Below are 17,291 nucleotides of genomic sequence, written 5' to 3'. Positions count from 1 at the left end.
ACCGCGTCTCGAAAAATGCGCTAATAATGTACCTTGAAATGTTGGCGTGATTACGATGACAACTCCTGCGATGACAATTCCTGCGTCTCTTCCCGATGTCGAATCCGTGCGCACACTGCTGCGCCGTGTCATCGACCCTGAAGTCGGGGTCAATATCGTCGATCTCGGGCTCGTCTACCGCATCGACGTGACGGCCGAAGAAGTGCTCATCGAAATGACGATGACTTCACCCGCGTGCCCGATGGGAGACATGATCATGGACGACATCGATGCCGTTCTCGATGCCTCGTTGCCGGAAAACCTGCGGGTGGTCGTAAAAATGGTGTGGGATCCGCCGTGGAATCCAGGCATGATGAATGCCGAAGCACGCGAGCATTTCGGCTGGGAAAAGTGAGCATTTCCCGGAGGATTGTGTAGTAGATATCTTGCAGGCGGAAGGCGAAGCGCAGGCTTGCCTTCCCGGCCCGGCATGCCGGCGCGCTCCGGGCCCCGCTCAAAAAAATCAATCAGGTCCCCGATGATGCAGGATTTACGCCCGCCCGCGCGTCTTCCATTACTCGTGCTCGGAATGCTTTCGCTGGTCGGAGGCGTCCTGGCGGGGCTGTCGCGGCTGGCGCTCGACATGCCGGTTTTTGCCGCGGCCCAGGCCGGCCTGCACGGCCCGCTGATGATCGCCGCCTTCTTCGGCACGGTGATCAGCCTCGAGCGCGCGGTCGCTTTGGCAAGGATGTGGGCCTACCTGGCACCGGCTTGTGCGGGGGCGGGCGGATTCGTCCTTCTCGCCGGGGCGCCCACACTGCTTGCGCAGGCGTTTTTCGTTGCGGCTGCGCTGATACTCGTCCTCGGCAGCGTTCAGGTGATGCGGCGGCAAACGGTGCTGTTTACGGTCGTGCTGGCGATCGGGGCCTTATGCTGGCTGGCTGGTAACCTGGTCTGGCTGATCGAAGACAATATTCAGGCCGCAGTGCCGTGGTGGCTCGGATTCCTGGTGCTGACGATTGCCGGCGAGCGCCTGGAGCTGACGCGATTTCTGCCGTCCCGGCCAGCGGCGGCTCCGCTTTTCAGCGTCGCGGTCGCGGTCGTCCTGGGCGGCGCCGCGACGTCGCTGTGGCGCGAGGAGGCCGGTCTGGCGATCTTTGCCGGCGGACTGCTTTTCCTGGCCGCGTGGTTGCTGCGCTACGACATCGCGCGGCACAATGCCCGCCAGAAGGGGCTGACACGCTTCATCGCGATCTGTCTGCTGTCGGGTTACGCGTGGCTCACCGCTGGAGCCCTGTTGGGCCTGGGGAACGGTTTCGCGCCGGGCGCGACAATGCGCGACGCCGCACTCCATGCGATCGCACTCGGGTTCGTGTTCGCGATGGTGTTCGGCCACGCGCCGATCATTTTCCCCGCGATTGCGAGGGTAAAGCTTCCGTATCACCCGGTGTTTTACTTGCCGCTTGCGGCGCTGCACATATCGCTCGCGGCCCGCATCGCGGGGAGCGCCGGGGAGTGGTACGCGCTGCGACAACTGGGGGCGGTGCTGAATGGCTTGGCGTTGCTGCTGTTCATCGTGACGATGGTCGCGAGTGTGCTGCGCGGACGAAAACGGAGCAGGGCTTGAGGCTCCGCGTGGGCTGCGCGCAGGTGAGGGGGCGAGGGTGATCAGGAGGGCGTCGGCGTCGCGGTCGGGAAGACCTGGCGGTAGATCGACTCGCTGGCGTAAGCCATCACGGGAAGGGCTACCGGCAGGAGCAGGGGCATCGCGATCGACAGCATGACCGTCGCTGCAAGGATCAACGCCCATAGCATGTTGGTAAAAAAGCTGTGGAAAACCGCACGAACGCTCGCATTCACCGCAACGACGAGGCCGGCCCGGCGCTCGATCAGCAGTGGTACCGCGTACGCGGTGACAAAAAACACGATCAGCGCGAAAAATCCTCCTGCGATCGACACCCCGAGATGAAACCGCAGCACAGTGCCGGACAGCGGAAGAAGCAAACTCCAGCCGGAACTGTTGTCACCGACCATGAAACTGTACAGGATGCCGGCGTCGGTCATCCAGATCACGAACACGAAGCCGCAAACCAGCATCAAGCCCCAAAGATCCCGCGGGGTGTTCACAAACCCGGCGACGACGTCTCGAATCCCCGGCTTCCCGCCGCTGCGGCGCACCCGTGAAATCGCAAAAAATCCGGCGAGCAGGCCTGGGGCGATGAGCATGAATCCGCCAATAAGCGGTAGCCCCATGGGGCCGAACCCGAGGCTCGCCAGCGCACCCAACAGACCGAGGCCCGCAAGCATGAAAATTCCGGCGTACACGACGCTGATCAGCGGCGCCGACAGGAATACGCGCAAACCCTCACCCACGGCCGTGGCAATTTGCACGGGACGGATATGCTGCGGTTGCGGGCTGGCATTCATCCGGGAGGCTCACAACGGTTCGGGATCAATTTCGGTCCCACGCGCCTTTCACTCCACGATACACATCAATTGCGCGAGCGGATTGGAAAAGTTGTAGGGTTGACGAGGCCCCGGCTGATCGTTGAATAGAATTTTTGACTTGATTTACATCAACCTGGATCGTATGCGTACACGATAGGATCATTGGTTTTCATTCGGGGCAATGCAAATATCCATCCCCATATAACAGGAGATTATAATGAGAAAATCCACAGTCATTCTTGCAGCATCGCTCGCTGCCCTTTTGTCCGCCTGCGGACAAAAGGAAAGCGACGTTCCTGCAGCCCCCCGACGACTCCGCCCCCGCCCCTGCCGCACCCGAGGCGCCAGCGACTCCGCCCGCATCGGAAGCTCCGGCGGCTCCTGCAGCACCGGCTGCTTCCGAAGCGCCCGCAGCAGCCCCGGCCGCACCCGCCGCGTCGGCGGCAAACGGCGCCAGCGTCTATAACAAGACGTGTTCGCTGTGCCATGCAGCAGGCGTGGCCGGCGCACCGAAGCCGGGCGACAAGGCCGACTGGGGCCCGCGTATCGCCCAAGGCAAGGACACCCTTTACAAGCACGCGATCGAAGGCTTCACTGGCTCGAAAGGCATGATGCCTCCGCGTGGCGGCGGTGCTTCGCTGACCGACGAGGAAGTCAAGGCAGCCGTCGATTACATGGTTGGAAAGTCGAGCTGAGTTCGACGAGGAAGCACGGCCGTCCCGCTCTGTGTGACGGTCGGCAGCAAATGAGGGGCGATCCAATCGCCCCTGTTTTTTGGCTGCAGCAGCGGGATGCGCCCGCAGGCAGGCGCACCGCTCAGGCTTCGCCCTCGATTCCCAGCATGGGATTGTCGAGCAGCGCATGGATCAGTTCAGCGACGTTATCGGCGGGAGCCCGGTCGGGACGCGTCACCGGATCGGCGTGCACCTGACCGCCGGTGTCGTGGAGGTGGTGCGGAAAACTTGCAAGGTCGCGGTGCAGCGGGGCGGTGTCGATACCGGCTTCGGCGTCGCCGTATGTCCAGCGCAGCGAATAGGCGTCGGGCGCGGCGTAACGGATGATCAGCGTGACGCCGTTTTCGAGGGTCGCGATCAGCGCATCCTGTTTCTGCTCGACGGGTACTGCGAGCCGTTCCCCGAAGTCCTTTTCGATGGCTGCCGCGAGTTCGATGTGCAGGCTCATTTGCGGCCGACCTCCTTCAGGCATTCGGCAAGCATCGCGCGTACCGTCTCGCGGGTGTCGGAGAGGATGCGCGCACTGAGGTAGTGTTCGTAGGCGGGATGTTCCGGAACCGCGCCGGTGTAGATCTGCTCGAGCAGCGCGATCTCGTCGGCCACGCCGTAGCCTTTCAGGATGGCGTCGCGATTCTCGCGCAATTCGTAGATCAGGCGCGAGAGCTGTTCGAGCTGGATCGCGTCTTCAGGCTCAAAGTCGTCATAGAAATTTGCCATGGTCACATACTCTTGTCATGGAGCACGCCGCCGTCCAGTATTGCCATGGCAGGCGTGACGTCGGCAAATGCGAGGACCTTACCGCCATGCTCTGCGGCGAATTTCTGCGCGTCCCCTTCGAGCGCGAACGAAGCGATCGTCGGTCCCATCGAACCGTGACGCGAACTGCCGTGGACATACCAAGCGGCTTTCGCGTCGATCCAGTGGTCGCGCGGCTCGGCCCACTCGGCCTTGCCCATATCCTGGACAAACAGTGCGCGCACCTGCCTCACCTGCTCCGGCTTGAAGTAGATCGCGAACATTTCCATCGTGTCGCAGAAGAAATCGGGTTCGGTGCGGTCGGCGTAGTGAATCTGCGCTTTCGGTCCCGGGTAGTCGGCGAGCAGCATGCCGTCGAGCGTGCAGGAGGTGCTGCGGTCGATCTCGACCGGGACGAGCGGGGCAGGCCCGTTGGTTTTCCCGCACGCGGCGAGCAGCGTCGCGGCGAAACAAACAACGAGCAGGTGGCGTACGAGCGAGCTGCGTAGCGGATTGGCGGACGGGCGTCTTGGCGCGTTCATTTGCGAAATCTCCAGGTGGCGACAGCGAGCGGTGTCACGATCCATGCCAGCATCACCAGGCCGAGCAGCCAGGGCTCTGCGAGCGTGCGGGGAAAAACGGTGGCGAGCCCGTACAGCGTGCGGACGTCGTCGAGCGTGAAGATGTTGAGGATGCGGAACACGTCGGCGGGGTTGAGCAGCAGCAGGTACGGAAAAATCTCGCCGCCGTAGCTGCCGCCCGTCACGACCAGGGCGCCGAGCAGCAGCAGGTCGAACACCAGCACGAAGAAGAACCAGGCCGCGATCGCGAGGCCGGAGGCGTGGGTACGATCGGCAGCGAACACCGACAGCATTACTGCGATGCTCAGAAAAGCCATTCCGAGCAGCACCGAGCTCGCCATGAAGCCGAAGTAGTGGAACAGCGCGGGGAGGTCGAGTTGCGCCGACAGCACGACGGCAACAAGGCCGAAGCCGGCAATCGTCGAGAAGGCGAGCGCCGCCGCGAGGCCGAGATATTTGCCGAGCAGCAACTCGAAGCGGGTGATCGGCATCGACAGCAGCAGATCGAGCGAACCGCGCTCGCGCTCGCCGACAATCGCATCGAAGCCGAGCACCAGCGCGATCAGCGGGATCAGGTAGATCACGAGGCTCACGAGGCTCGCGATCGTCACCCCGATCGAACGAAACCCGACCGCGCCCTGCTGCGCGCCGCCGAAATACGCGATCACCAGCGCGAACACCGTGAACACGAGCGCCACCGCGAGCACCCAGCGGTTGCGCAGGCGATCCCAGAATTCCTTGCCGGCGATCGTGCCGACCTGTCGCAGTTCCATATGATTAATCCGAAAAACCGAAGAACACGTCTTCGAGCGAGGGCTCGTGGACATGAAGGTCGAGCACCTTGTCACCGAGCGACGCGAGTGCCTGCAGCACGAGCATCTTCGCTTCGCGTCGGCATTGCACCGCGACGTGATCGTCGCGTGCCTCGACCGCGGTGACCGGCAGATGACCCAGCACCGTGCGGACGCGCTCGAAATCGGCTCGCGGCAGCCGCACGTGAAACCACAGCGGCAGGTCCATCTTCTCGCGCAGCGCCTGCACCGTGCCGATCGCCTGGACCTTGCCGGCCGCCATGATCGCCAGCCGATCGACCCGCTCCTGGATCTCGGCGAGGATGTGCGAGGTCAGGATCATCGTCACGCCGTCGGCTTTGAGGCCGCGCAGGATGAGGTAGAACTCGCGGATCGCTTCGGGATCGAGTCCGTTGGTCGGCTCGTCGAGGAACAGGATCTGCGGCCGGCCGAGCAGCGCCTGCGCGAAGCCGAGCCGCTGGCGCATGCCCTTCGAGTATTCCCGGACGCGCCGCCTGGCCGCGTGCGTGAGGCCGACGCGCTCGAGGACCGGTGCGCATTCGTTTGCCGGCACGCGCTTGAGGCGGGCGAAGAACTGCAGCGTCTCGAAGCCGGTGAGGTTGTCGTAGAGCACGACGTTTTCCGGCAGATAGCCGATCTTGCGCCGCACGGCGCGAAAGCCGCCGCCGCTCACCGGCGCGCCGTCGATGCGGATGTCGCCGGAGGTCAGGGGGACCAGTCCGAGCATCATCCTGAACAGCGTGCTCTTGCCCGCGCCATTGTGCCCGATCAGCCCGAACAGTTCGCCGCGTGCGACGTCGAGGTCGACGCCGTCGACGGCATGAACTGCACCGTAATGCCTGGTCGCGCCACGCACCGCGACGATCGCGGCCGGGCCGGCGCTGCGCTCAGCGCGCGGCGGGGTAGTGCTTGTCACGCCATTTGCTCCAGTTCTCGTGTTCTGGCCGCATGCGCGGCTTCGGGTCGACGATGCTCGGGGCGCGCAGCAGCGGGAACTGCTGGCCGACGAGCCGCAGCGTCTGAACCGCGGGGCTTGCGAGCAGAAGTTTCATCATCGGGTGCCGCCACGACAAGCGGTCGACCATGTCGTTGGCCTCGTAGGGAACGTCGCCGTGGCCGTCGCCATTGCGGTCCCAGCCAAGATAATTGCTCCAGTAATTGCCGTCCTTGACGCCCCACAATTCGTCGCGCGCCGCGACGTAACGGACCTGCTCGCGGTTGCCGATGAAATCGTTGCGCTCGACGACGTTGTTCTTCGAACCTGCCCACAGGTGGGTGCCGACGATGTTGTCGACGACGAGGTTGCCGCGCAAGGTGTTGTACTCGGCGTCATAGATGAAAAAGCCGCGCTGATTGCCGGCGACGACATTGTTCTCGACGATGGAATCCTGGATCGTCCGCAACATGATTCCATGATCGGAATTCGCCCAGGCCCGGTTGTTGCGCACCTCCTGGTTGCGCACCTCCATCAGCGCGAGGCCGCCGCGATTCATATAGACGTCGTTGTCCTCCCACAGGTTGTAGTAGGAGTTCATGTAGTGCGTGCCATAGCGGCTGTGGTGCAGGCGGTTGCCGCGGAACACTGCACGATGTGATACATCGACGTAGATCGCGTCGCGTACGAAGCTGATCTGGTTGCCGAGGATGCGGGCGCCAGTGGTGTTGTAGAGCTGGATGCCGTTGCCGCGCTGCGAGGACTGGTAGTCGCGCTTTCCGGTGATGACGTTGTTCTCGATCCGCACGTCGTTCGCCTTCTCGATCCACAGGCCGAAGAGGTTGTATGTGAGCTCGCAGTTGCGCACAGTGGCCCGGTGCGCGCCGGGGCGCAGGTAAATGCCGGAGTTCTGGCCGCCAAGGTTGTCTCCGGAGTCGCGGACGATCAGCCCCTCGATGACGACGTCCTCGCCGGTGACGCGGATCGTGTCGCCCTTCATGCCGCCGCTGACCGTCGGACGGTCGATCCCGCTTAGCGTCAGAGTCTTCGCGATCAGCAGGTTCTCGATGTAATGCCCGCGCGCGATTTCGATGACGTCGCCCGGCGCGGCGCGTTCGATCGCTGCCTGGATCGACTGGCCGGGGATGACGCTCAGCGTTGCGGCGCGCGCCACGCCACAGACGAGCAGGGACGCCAACAGCGCGAGTTTAAGCAGCGAGCAAGCCATCGTCAGGCGTGCCTACGGAACCAGTAGTCCCAGCGATTTGAGTGCGATGAACAGCGTCGCGCCGATCAACAGGTTCTTGAAGCCCACATAACAGACCATGTCCATGGTGCTGGCGACCCGGTAACGCCGCCCCCACCAGGGGCCTTCCTTGACGTACGGTTTCGAGCCGAGGCGCACGACGACCTCGAACACGCTCCAGCCGAACCACCAGCCGATGACCGCACCGGCGTGAAGCTGGCCCATCGCCGCGAGTATCCAGACGAGGCTGGCGGCCACCGCAAGGGCCAGGCCGGCGGCCTGGACCGCACGCTGCTGCTGAAAACCGGCGCGGCTCCACGGCCAGAGGTGATCCCATATTTCTGCGGCAAGGTGGCCGATCACGCCTTGGTGGTCCGCGTAAGGCGGCTTGGCGGGATCGGTGGGCATTGTCGGATTGATCATTTCGACTCTCCAAATCTTGCAGCGGTCAGGCCGCTTGCGCCTTGGCGGCGGACACCGGCTTGATCGGAATATAGTAGCCGTCGGCGCCGATCGGGGTCAGCGGCAAGCCGGCCTTGGTGCGGCGCTTGCGCTCCTGCGACAGCGGCGGGCACGCATGGCAATCCGTATAGAGCACCATGCAGTCGAGGCAGTGCAGGCATTCGCGGTGATCGATGCGACCATTCGCGTCGATCGCCTGCGAACCGCAGCCCACCGCGCAGGCCTTGCAGTTGCTGCATTCCTGCTTGCGCTCGAGGCCGAACCAGCGGAACGTCGACGGCATCGCGAGCGATGCGCCGAGCGGGCACAGGTACTTGCAGAAAGGGCGCTCGGTGAAGATCGACAGACCGAGCAGGCCGGCCGCGAAGAGCGTGTAGGGCCAACTGCGGTTGAACATTCCTACGAGGAAAGTCGTCTTGAACGGTTCGATTTCGGCGAGCTTCTCGGCGAGCCCCATCGAGAAGAAGGACACGGCGAGCAGGCCGAAAAACACTCCGTACTTCACCCACTTCAGGCGGTCATGCCACTTCCTCGACAACTGGAACTGGAAGCGCTTGAGCCCCACCGCGCCGCCGACCTTGTACAGCAATTCCGACAGCGAACCGAACGGACACAGCCAGCCACAGAACAACCCGCGCCCCCAGATGAACACGGTCACGATGATGAAGATCCAGAACAGGAAGATGAACGGATCGGTGAGGAACAATTCCCACGTCCATTGGAACAGCAGGGCGTGGAACCATGTCAGCACCTGCGTGATCGACGGCTGCGCAAGCAGACCGAATCCGACAAAGCCGATGCTGATGAGCCAGGCGCTGTACTTGAAGATGTTGACCGGCCACTTGTTGGTGCGGCTGGCACGCCGGGTGAGGCGGTCGCGGAACCCGTAGAGCGTGCCGACGGCGACCAGCAGCGCCGCAAACAGGCCGATTTCGATAGCGCGCGCCTTCCATACACGGACCCACGGCGCATCGGGCTTGATGACTTCCGGGCGGCCGCCTTCGAGGTAAATTTCCGGCAGCCAGTATTCGGAGTCGAAGTTCACAAAGCTGCGCGTACCGGTCGCACGGTCGACGCGATTACCGAGGAACACGAATTTCCACGGGTAGGCTGCGGAGAAAGCTTTCGAGCGGACGATGAAAATCGACGACTCGTTGAATGCCGGCGCGCCGGCAGCTTCGAGACCGTAAAGATTGACGGCGTCGAGGTCACGGAACGTGAAGGAGTCCGCGCCCTGGCGGACCTGGACGCGATCGTAGATGCCGCCCCGGACGAAACCCGAGCCCTTGAAGGATTCGATCCCTCCGGTACGAATCACGAACAGCGCGTGCTCGCCTTCCTTCAGGCGGCTCATCAGGCTGCGCCACGGGCCGTCGCCGAGAACGGTGCGGCCGACGTCCGGCTGGTTGAGATAGCCGAACCACAGATCGATGAACGGCTTGCCGCTGCGCGGCAGTCCGACCTGTTCCGGAGTCACGACGAGGCGCTGGACGCTGCCTTCGTTCACCAGCTTCGCCCAGTCGGGCTTGACGCCGGTTTCGATGAATTTGGCCGGTTCGCGTAATGTTGGCTTGAGGATGCCGACCTGGCGGGCAATGTTCGTGCCGGAGGTCATCATCACCTGGTTCTGTGCGATCACGGTGACCGTCGCGCCGGAGATCGCGTCGAGGCCGATGAGGTTTTCCTCTGGACGGGACTGGCCGATCTCGATGTTGTCGCCGACGAACTTGCCGAGATATTGCTGGTTGAAGCCGATCAGGGCCGATTCCGGAATCCCGAGCAGGAGGATCGGTTCGGAATGCTTCAGCACCTTCACGCCGGTAAAGCGGCCCGCGGTGTCCATGCCGATCAGCGTGACGACCGGTTTGCCGGAGTACGCGGGGGTATCGGTGATGTCGGTCGACAGCATCACGTAGCCGATCTTGCGTTTCTGGCCGTTTTCTTCAGCGTAACCCTCGACGTACGGCGGCTGTCCCTTGCGTTCCGAGAAGGACGTCGCGCCCGGCAGGACTTCCGCACAGGGCACGTAGTCGCACATCCTGGGCGAAGTGCCGAGTTCATCCGGAAGGTTCGCCTCGTACGCGTCGGCGAGGGCGACGGATGCAGGCAGGACCAGGGCGAGGGACAACAGGATGCTACGAAATACAACGGGGAATTTCATGACGCTTACCGTTTGGAGGGGTTTAGGGCGCAGTGTAAAAAACCCTATTCCCTGTGTAATTGTTCCTGGTCAATTAATAAATTAACGACTGCTGAAATACGAGGAAAAACAACGCCCGTTCAGCGGTGTCCGAGCACCGGCACGCTTCCGGTCCAGACGCGCGGGAGTATTGATCCTGCCGGAGACGGTGAGTCTCCGGCAGGTCATGGAAGGTCGAAAAGCTTACGCCTCGACGATCATGCGGCTGCGCATTTCCAGGTGCAGGGCGTGGCAGAAGTGGGTGCAGTAGCACCAGTACACGCCGGGTTTGTCGGCGATGAACGTGACCGACTTCGTTTCCTGCGGGCTGACGGCGAAATTGATATCGTGCTTCGGAATGGCGAAGCCGTGAGTCAAGTCCTCGATCTTGTCATGGTTGGTCAGGATGATCGTCACTTCGTCACCCTTCTTGACCCTGAATTCGCGCAGGCTGTAAGCGGGCGCCTGGCTTGTCAGCTTGACCGTGACTTTCTTGCCTTCGCGGAACACGCCCGATTCCTTCGGATCCTTCACCGCGTTCGGGAACTCGTCGAGGGTGTACACCTGGCGCGTCTTGATGATGTCGCGTCGGATGACGATCGAATCGTGCGGTTCGGACAGCACGGAATGGTCGGCGACCAGCATCATCTTGTCACCGCTGATGTCGATCATCTGCGCGGTTTCCGGGTGCAACGGGCCGACCGGCAGGAAGCGGTCCTTGGAGAACTTGTTGTCCGAGATGAAGTACTTGCCGTCCGCCTCTTTGGTCTCGCCCATCGACGTGAATCCATGCCCCGGCTGGTAGTGCACGTCGATCCGGTCGACGACCGGAGTGGCGGTCTTGTCGCCTTGGTACGCCTTGATCGCCGCTTCGACGTTCCACTTGACGATCTGGCTGTCGAGGAACAGCGTGGTGTACGCATTGCCCTTGTTGTCGAAACCGGTGTGCAGGGGGCCAAGGCCGATTTCCGGCTCGGCGACGACGCATTCGCGCGCCTCCTTCACGCCGCCGTCAAACCATTTCAGGACCTGCTCATGGGAGATCACGGTCGCTGTCGGAGAAAGCTTGCCCGAGCAGGCGTAGTATTTTCCGTCCGGGCTGATATTGACCCCATGCGGGTTCTTCGGAATCGGCACGTAGCAGGTCAGCGCAGTTTTCGGATCGGCGTTCGACGCCCTCAGGCCGTCGACCACGGGGACCTTGGAGCCGCCGATATACGTGACTTTCCCCGCCTTGACTGCTTCCTCGATGCGCGCGATGTTGAAGAACAGGCACGCATCCCATTCGGAAGCCATCGTTTCTTCGTAGTGGACACCCATTTCGACGTTGTACTGGTTCGTGCAGGCAAGCTTGCCGTCGTACGAACTGGCGACCAGATCGCAGTTGCCGTCGATCAGCACCTGCCAGCGTACTTCCATCGATTCTGCGTCGACGCATGAAAACACCGAACGGTACGCGGCGACGTCGTCGAGGCCGTGCCCGTCGTTCGGCAGCGGAATCGAAAATTCCGTGCCGCAGAACACGCGCGTGGTGTGGTTGATTGCGGGATCGACCGGGTCGCGCTTGTCAGGGAACGTGCCGTGAAAGCCCTGGACGTTCGGCAACTCGGTGATCTTGTCGCACTCCATCGTGTCAAGACGCACGCGGGCGAGCCGACCGTGGATCTTGTCGTTCACCCAGAGGTACTTTCCGTCATAGGTGCCGTCGGTATAGGACGGGTGCACGTGGTGGGTGTCGCCGGTCTTGTACTTCACGCTGCCGTCGGGCTTGGTGCCGATGATCGCCTTCGACTCGTTCGTGATGCCCCAGCCGACCATGCAGTCCATGTTGAACACCGGAATGCTCTTGAGCTGGCGACCGGATGGCAGCCCGTAGATGCGCACGTCACCCGAATGGCCGCCGCTCGAGAACGAGTAGTAAGTGTCGAGCTGGCCGGGGGCGACTTCGTATTTGCCTACGTGGGCAGGGGCGGCGTCGGCGGGTGCAGCGCCAGCTGGCGCTGCGGCCGGGGCCTGTTCCTGTTTGCACGCGGACAGGCCGACGGATAGCCCGGCCCCGGCAAGACCGGCAAATGCTGCGGTATTGAGGAATTTTCGACGACCGGGGTCCGGCTGGCCGTCAAATTTTTGATCCTGGTTCTGGTCCTGGCTCATGTGGTCCACTCCGTTCTACAAGATGATCAATATTCGCTGAGAGGCTGTGAAAAATCCCCGGCCAGTTATATGCCGTTGTTATAATTAGGTCTTGCTACGAGGTCTGGATTTGCGCCGATGACGAAGATGCGAGCACGGGTGCTGCTGCCCAACCGGGGGCAGATGGAGTTTCGGGCAAGTGACCTGGAGTCACTGCTGCCGGAGGGGCATCGGGCGCGCCTGGTGTGGGCGTACGTCGAGCGGCAGGACCTGTCACGGTTCTACGCCGGGATTCGTGCGGTCGATGGCGGGGTGGGCCGCTCGGCAATCGCGCCGGAGATTTTGCTGGCGCTGTGGTTGTACGCCACGCTCGACGGGGTGGGCAGCGCGCGGGCGGTGTCACGGCTGCTCGAATCGCATGACGCCTACCGCTGGTTGTGCGGCGGGGTTCAGGTCAATCACCACACCCTTTCGGACTTTCGCAAGGATCAGGGCGAAGGGCTGGACGAGTTGTTGAGTGTGAGCATCGCCAGCCTGATGGCGGCCGGGGTGGTCAAGCTCAAACAGGTGGCGCAGGACGGGATGCGGGTGCGCGCCAGCGCCGGGGCGGGCTCGTTTCGCCGCAAGGAGAAGCTCGAAGGCTACCTGGAGGCGGCGCGCGCGGCCGTGGCGCGGCTCAAAGCCGAGGTGGAGGCGGACCCGGCGCAGGCCGAACGGGCGCGGGAAGCGGCCCGGCTACGGGCGGCGAAAGAGCGTGAAGCGCGTCTTGAGAAAGCGCTGGCGCGGCTGCCCGAGATCGAAGCGATCAAGCAGCGGCAAGGCAAAAACCCCGACCAGGCGCGCGCGTCGATGACCGATGCCGAAGCGACGGTGATGAAGATGGGCGACGGCGGCTTTCGGCCGGCGTACAACCCGCAGCTGGCGAGCGACGCCGACTCGCTGGTGATCGTGGGGGTCGAGGTGGCCACCGTCGGCAGCGACCAAGGGCAGATGGTGCCGATGATCGAGCAGGTCACCGCGCGCTGTGGTCAGGCCCCGGAGGCTTGGCTGGTCGATGGCGGCTACGTCGGGCACGAGCAGATCGAGCAGGCGAGCCGGAGCACCGTCGTTTATGGGCCGGTGCCGCAACCCAAGGACAAGGCGGTCGATCCGCACCAGGCGAAGGCCGGCGACAGCGAAGCGGTGGCGGCCTGGCGGCAGCGGATGGGCACGGACGAGGCCAAGGTCATTTACAAGCGGCGAGCGGCAACGGCCGAATGCGTCAATGCGCACAGCCGCAACCGCGGCCTGCAGCAGTTCCGGGTGCGGGGTCTGGCGAAGGTCAAGTGTGTGATGCTGATCTTTGCTTTGGCGCACAACCTGATGCGCATGGTCAGCCTCGCACCGGAATTGCTCGGGGTAGGGACAGGTGCGTCCGCAGTTCCCGGAATCGGGGTTTAAGGGGCGAAAAATGGGGAAAAACGTCAAATGAACCGTCGATAGCAGCACAAACGATGCAAAAACCCTATCGCGCCCAGCAAAACGGCGTTAACCCCGCTCGCGCGTCTAATCGGTCCTGCGAACGAAAGATTCACAAACTCTGAGGCCTGCTCTCTTGCCGGAAGAGTGGCAGGGCGCACAGTAACATGCTGTTACAACAAACGTCATATTCCTTCATGCCGCATGCTAATGAAGGCGGCTAACGAGTTCCTTGATCGAGGACAAGGACGCCGGTGATGCGGAATCTGGCCGCGCCCGGCAGGGCATGAGTGGGCGTCGCTGCCGCTTGGCCGGGAGCGTCCCACCAGGATTCACGTTTGTGCAACAGAGACGAAAATCATCACCATGAGCGGTATCCAGAGGACCACGGCGACGCTGTATACCATGTATGTCACGTGCAGCGCCTCAAGATCGCCGCCGATTTGCAGTTCCCTGCGGATATCGCGATAAAGGGTGCGCAGCGCGACGAAATGCGCGAGCAGATGCACCGCGATGAGTGCGGCGAGGCTTGGAATCGCAAGGACGATTGCCGACGCCCAGAGCGGGGACGCGGCGCGCGCCGCAATCAGGTAAGCCAGTTCGTGCGTCGGGCGCAGTCTGTCGACGGGCGTCGTGAGACGCAACATTGCGGCGAAGAGGTGGACCGAGGCGATTTCGGCGGCAAAAACCAGCAGCGCCACCCATTCCCAGTTCGCCGACGCCGGATTCACGCGGTAGATCCCCGGATGATCGCGCATCGCAAACACGATCATGAAGGGCGGAATCAGCGCAAAGGGGAGCACCACGCGGCCGAATATGGTGCCGCGTGAAGGGCCTGGTGTTTCCAATCCAGTCTCCGTCAGCCCCGCATCAGGTGTCGGAATCCTGCACGATTCCCTGTTCGACGGCAAAAACCGCGGCCTGCACGCGGCTCGTCAGGTTGAGTTTGCGCAGGATGTTCTGTACGTGGATCTTCACGGTGCTTTCAGCCAATTCGAGCTTGCGCGCGATCTCCTTGTTGCTCTGCCCGCGCGCAAGGAAAGTGAGGATTTCGCGCTCGCGCGGGGACAGCTTGTTGAGTTCCGACGCGACCACCGTCTGCGCCGCGGTTTTCGGCGGAAGCTCGCCGCGTACGCCTTTCAGGAGTTTCCCCATCATCTGCGGCGAGATTACGGATTCGCCCGCAGCTGCCTTGTTGATTGCCGCGATCAGCGCGTCGGCCTCGATGTTCTTGAGAAGATAGCCGCAAGCTCCGGCGCGCAATGTCTCGATGAGATCCTCGGCATCTTCCGACACCGTGAGCATCAGGACGTTCGAACTCGGCGACTCTTCCGCCATCATCGCCGCAGCGTCGCGCCCCGAGAGCCCGGGCATGTGCAGGTCGAGCAGTACGACATGGGGCTTGAGCTGCCCGGCGCGCTTGACGCCCTCCATGCCGTCGCCGGCCTCGCCGACAATCTCGAACTCCGCATGGCGCTGCAACAGCGACTTGATGCCGCTGCGGAAAAGGGCGTGGTCGTCGACCAGGAGGACGCGGATCGGATCAGGCATCGATGAGGTTTTCCTTCTTGGTGCGGGAAAGTTCGACACGGATTTCGGTGCCCTTGCCACGCGCGGAACGTATCGAGAACCGTCCGCCAATACGCAGCGTCCGCTCCCTCATGATCTCGAGCCCGATGTGGGCTTCCTGCGCTGCGGTACTGCGGTCGGTTTCATCGAAACCGACCCCGTCGTCGCGAACGACCACCGAAAGTCCGTCGATGCCCCGGCGGATCACCACTTTCACAGACCGGGCATTCGCGTGCTTGCGTACGTTCGACAGCGCCTCCTGAACGATATAGAGGACCTGGGTCTCGGCTTCGGCATCGAGCGGAGCCGCATCACCCAGCACGTCGAGGTCGGTGGCGATGCCGGTTTGCTCGGCCAAGCGCCGCAGGGTCGCGGTGATCGCCAGGCCCAAGTCCTGTTTTTGGACGCGCGTGCGGAAATGCACCAGCAGTTCGCGCACGTCGTCATAGCTCTCCTGCACGCCCTGGCGCAGCATGGCAAGCGTGTCGCGCGCTTCGCCGGCGTCATTGCGGTCGAGCGCGCCCTCGAGCATCTGCACCTGCAAGTTCATGAAGGCGAGACCCTGCGCAATCGAATCGTGCAGTTCGCGTGCGAGCAGGTTGCGCTCCTCCGACACGGCGAGTTCGCGCCCGCTCGCCTGCAGGCGCTGGTTCTCGATCGCGATGCCCAACTGCTGGCCGAGCGTTTCGAGCAACAGGCGGTCGGAGTCGGAAAGGGGCCGGGCGTCGACGAAATACAGGTTGTAGATGCCGAGCGTCTGTTTGTTCGCGGTAATCGCCGTGGCCGTGATGACCTGGAAACCGGCTCGGCGGCATATCCACAGCGTCAGGGCCGGATCGGGGGCACTCAACTCGCACACCAGCGATGCCCCGCGCCGCACAGCCTCGCCGCACAGGCATTCGCCGCATTGGAGCACCGCCTCGCGTTCGATAAAATCCCGGTCGAGCCCGTTGTGCACGGTCAGGCAGAGATTCTCGGAACCGCTGTCGAGCAATCGCGCCGAACTCGCACCAGCGCCGAACGTCCCCTCGACGCGCTGCAGAAAGCCTCTGCAAAGGCTGTCCACGTCATTGGGCTCACGCAAAAAAGCGCCGATATCGTAGAGGATTTCGAGTTCGCGGTTTTTTTCCTCGAGGCTGCGCGTCTTTGCCGCGACCCGCTCCTCGAGCGTGGCGTAGAGGCCTTGCAGGTGGACCGCCATGCGGTTGAAGCCTTCCGACAGTTCGCCGAATTCATCGCTCGCGAGCACCGGCACGCGGGCGTTGAAATCCTCCTGCTCCATCCGCTTCATGCCGTCCTGCAGTTCGCACACCGGCTGGATCACCAGCACGAAGAAGAAACGGATCAGGACCAGGGTGCCGATGATCGCCAGCGCAATCAGGGATACCTGCGAGGCGCGCAGGATATCGGTATTGCGGGCGTAGCTGCGCTCCATCTTGAGCACGACTTCGTTGATCCCGGCGACGAAGCTTTTGACGGTGCGATCGAATTCGGGCAGGCCGGCGCGACGGCGCACGGGGTCGGGAGCGGCGATCAGCTCGGCAAGCACGGGACGGATGCGCAGCGACCAGAACTCGGCCATCTCGTCGAGGTCTGCGGGAATGCCATTGTCGCGCGGGATGAAAAGCGGCCGGTGCGGATCGCCGCGGCGAAGTTCGCCGAGTACCCGTTCGAAGTCGTCGAGTTCCGACTTCAGGGAAGCAGTGAAGGCGACCGGGTCGTTCGATGTCGCGGCGGGGCCGCGCGCCAGCAGGTGGTCGACGCGGTAGGCGCGCATCCGAAGACTGCCGGCATCGTTGATCGCCGCGGCCGCTCCTTCGAGCTGCCAGGAGATGAAAAGCGTCAGACCGATGGCGGTCAGTGCGACAAGAAAAAACACCAGCAGAATGCCGGTGATCTTGGTGGCCAGACTGTTGCGCAGACGCAGCATGGACGCTCATTGCGAAAGAAGGCCTGCAGACTACGACGCAAGTCCTTCCCGAGCAAGAGCGGGCAGCACAAATGTGCTGCCCGGTACTACA

17 protein-coding genes are annotated in these 17,291 nt (G+C 63.0%); 4 read left to right on the top strand and 13 right to left on the bottom strand.

From position 1 onward, the window contains the following. The first annotated feature begins 70 nt into the window (after positions 1-70). Entirely contained in the window at positions 71-394 is a 324-nt protein-coding gene (locus GO606_RS13075; RefSeq protein WP_169119948.1) for a metal-sulfur cluster assembly factor, read from the top strand. 126 nt (positions 395-520) lie between these two features. Then, complete coding sequence (locus tag GO606_RS13070; RefSeq protein WP_169119967.1) at positions 521-1,606, top strand: hypothetical protein; 1,086 nt, start codon at positions 521-523, stop codon at positions 1,604-1,606. Positions 1,607-1,647: 41 nt separating this feature from the next. On the opposite strand, the gene GO606_RS13065 is transcribed toward GO606_RS13070, so the two are convergent. Beyond that, positions 1,648-2,406 (bottom strand): DUF2189 domain-containing protein, encoded by a 759-nt coding sequence (locus GO606_RS13065; protein WP_169119947.1) that lies wholly within the window; start codon positions 2,404-2,406, stop codon positions 1,648-1,650. 518 nt (positions 2,407-2,924) lie between these two features. Here GO606_RS13065 and GO606_RS22135 point away from each other — a divergent pair. Beyond that, a complete protein-coding gene (locus GO606_RS22135) occupies positions 2,925-3,122 on the top strand; it encodes a c-type cytochrome (protein ID WP_425532211.1) in 198 nt (65 codons plus the stop codon). Between the two features lie 121 nt (positions 3,123-3,243). Here the strand turns inward: GO606_RS22135 and GO606_RS13055 are convergent, their stop codons facing one another. The 9 genes from GO606_RS13055 to nosZ form a co-directional block, all read right to left on the bottom strand. Beyond that, positions 3,244-3,609: a toxin-antitoxin system TumE family protein gene (locus GO606_RS13055; protein ID WP_169120379.1), complete on the bottom strand. Its 366-nt coding sequence runs from the start codon at positions 3,607-3,609 to the stop codon at positions 3,244-3,246. Beyond that, entirely contained in the window at positions 3,606-3,878 is a 273-nt protein-coding gene (locus tag GO606_RS13050) for a hypothetical protein (protein ID WP_169120378.1), read from the bottom strand. Before GO606_RS13050 ends, GO606_RS13055 begins: the two co-directional genes overlap by 4 nt. A 2-nt stretch (positions 3,879-3,880) precedes the next feature. Further along, positions 3,881-4,438 (bottom strand): nitrous oxide reductase accessory protein NosL, encoded by a 558-nt coding sequence (locus tag GO606_RS13045; RefSeq protein ID WP_169120377.1) that lies wholly within the window; start codon positions 4,436-4,438, stop codon positions 3,881-3,883. Further along, a complete protein-coding gene (locus tag GO606_RS13040; protein ID WP_169120375.1) occupies positions 4,435-5,250 on the bottom strand; it encodes an ABC transporter permease in 816 nt (271 codons plus the stop codon). Before GO606_RS13040 ends, GO606_RS13045 begins: the two co-directional genes overlap by 4 nt. 4 nt (positions 5,251-5,254) lie before the next feature. Continuing rightward, on the bottom strand, positions 5,255-6,205 hold the full coding sequence (locus GO606_RS13035) for an ABC transporter ATP-binding protein (protein WP_425532210.1): 951 nt from the start codon (positions 6,203-6,205) through the stop codon (positions 5,255-5,257). Next, positions 6,177-7,451 carry a nitrous oxide reductase family maturation protein NosD gene (locus tag GO606_RS13030; protein ID WP_169120373.1) on the bottom strand — a complete coding sequence of 425 codons (1,275 nt, stop codon included), beginning with the start codon at positions 7,449-7,451 and terminating at the stop codon, positions 6,177-6,179. Before GO606_RS13030 ends, GO606_RS13035 begins: the two co-directional genes overlap by 29 nt. Positions 7,452-7,463: 12 nt before the next feature. After that, entirely contained in the window at positions 7,464-7,892 is a 429-nt protein-coding gene (locus GO606_RS13025) for a transcription regulator (protein WP_169120371.1), read from the bottom strand. 25 nt (positions 7,893-7,917) lie between these two features. Continuing rightward, on the bottom strand, positions 7,918-10,092 hold the full coding sequence (locus GO606_RS13020; RefSeq protein ID WP_169120369.1) for a NosR/NirI family protein: 2,175 nt from the start codon (positions 10,090-10,092) through the stop codon (positions 7,918-7,920). A gap of 222 nt (positions 10,093-10,314) precedes the next feature. Next, positions 10,315-12,264, bottom strand: coding sequence for a TAT-dependent nitrous-oxide reductase (gene nosZ, locus GO606_RS13015; protein ID WP_169120367.1), 1,950 nt, complete (start codon positions 12,262-12,264; stop codon positions 10,315-10,317). 117 nt (positions 12,265-12,381) lie between these two features. Between nosZ and GO606_RS13010 the strand changes: the two genes are divergently transcribed. Next, the gene (locus tag GO606_RS13010) at positions 12,382-13,683 is read left to right on the top strand and encodes an IS1182 family transposase (RefSeq protein WP_246979332.1); all 1,302 of its coding nucleotides are present in this window, start codon (positions 12,382-12,384) and stop codon (positions 13,681-13,683) included. 350 nt (positions 13,684-14,033) lie between these two features. On the opposite strand, the gene GO606_RS13005 is transcribed toward GO606_RS13010, so the two are convergent. Genes GO606_RS13005 through GO606_RS12995 form a run of 3 tightly spaced genes read right to left on the bottom strand, consistent with a single transcriptional unit; the run spans position 14,034 to position 17,200 of the window. Next, positions 14,034-14,612: a hypothetical protein gene (locus GO606_RS13005; RefSeq protein WP_169118208.1), complete on the bottom strand. Its 579-nt coding sequence runs from the start codon at positions 14,610-14,612 to the stop codon at positions 14,034-14,036. Beyond that, the gene (locus GO606_RS13000) at positions 14,572-15,252 is read right to left on the bottom strand and encodes a response regulator (RefSeq protein WP_169118209.1); all 681 of its coding nucleotides are present in this window, start codon (positions 15,250-15,252) and stop codon (positions 14,572-14,574) included. Before GO606_RS13000 ends, GO606_RS13005 begins: the two co-directional genes overlap by 41 nt. Beyond that, positions 15,245-17,200: a histidine kinase gene (locus tag GO606_RS12995; RefSeq protein ID WP_169118210.1), complete on the bottom strand. Its 1,956-nt coding sequence runs from the start codon at positions 17,198-17,200 to the stop codon at positions 15,245-15,247. The genes GO606_RS13000 and GO606_RS12995 overlap by 8 nt, the downstream gene beginning before the upstream one ends. Positions 17,201-17,291: the final 91 nt, after the last annotated feature.

This window comes from Aromatoleum anaerobium (assembly GCF_012910705.2).
Taxonomy (GTDB): domain Bacteria; phylum Pseudomonadota; class Gammaproteobacteria; order Burkholderiales; family Rhodocyclaceae; genus Aromatoleum; species Aromatoleum anaerobium.
Note: the sequence above shows the minus strand (reverse complement) of the source record. Positions and strands in the feature narration are given on the sequence as shown.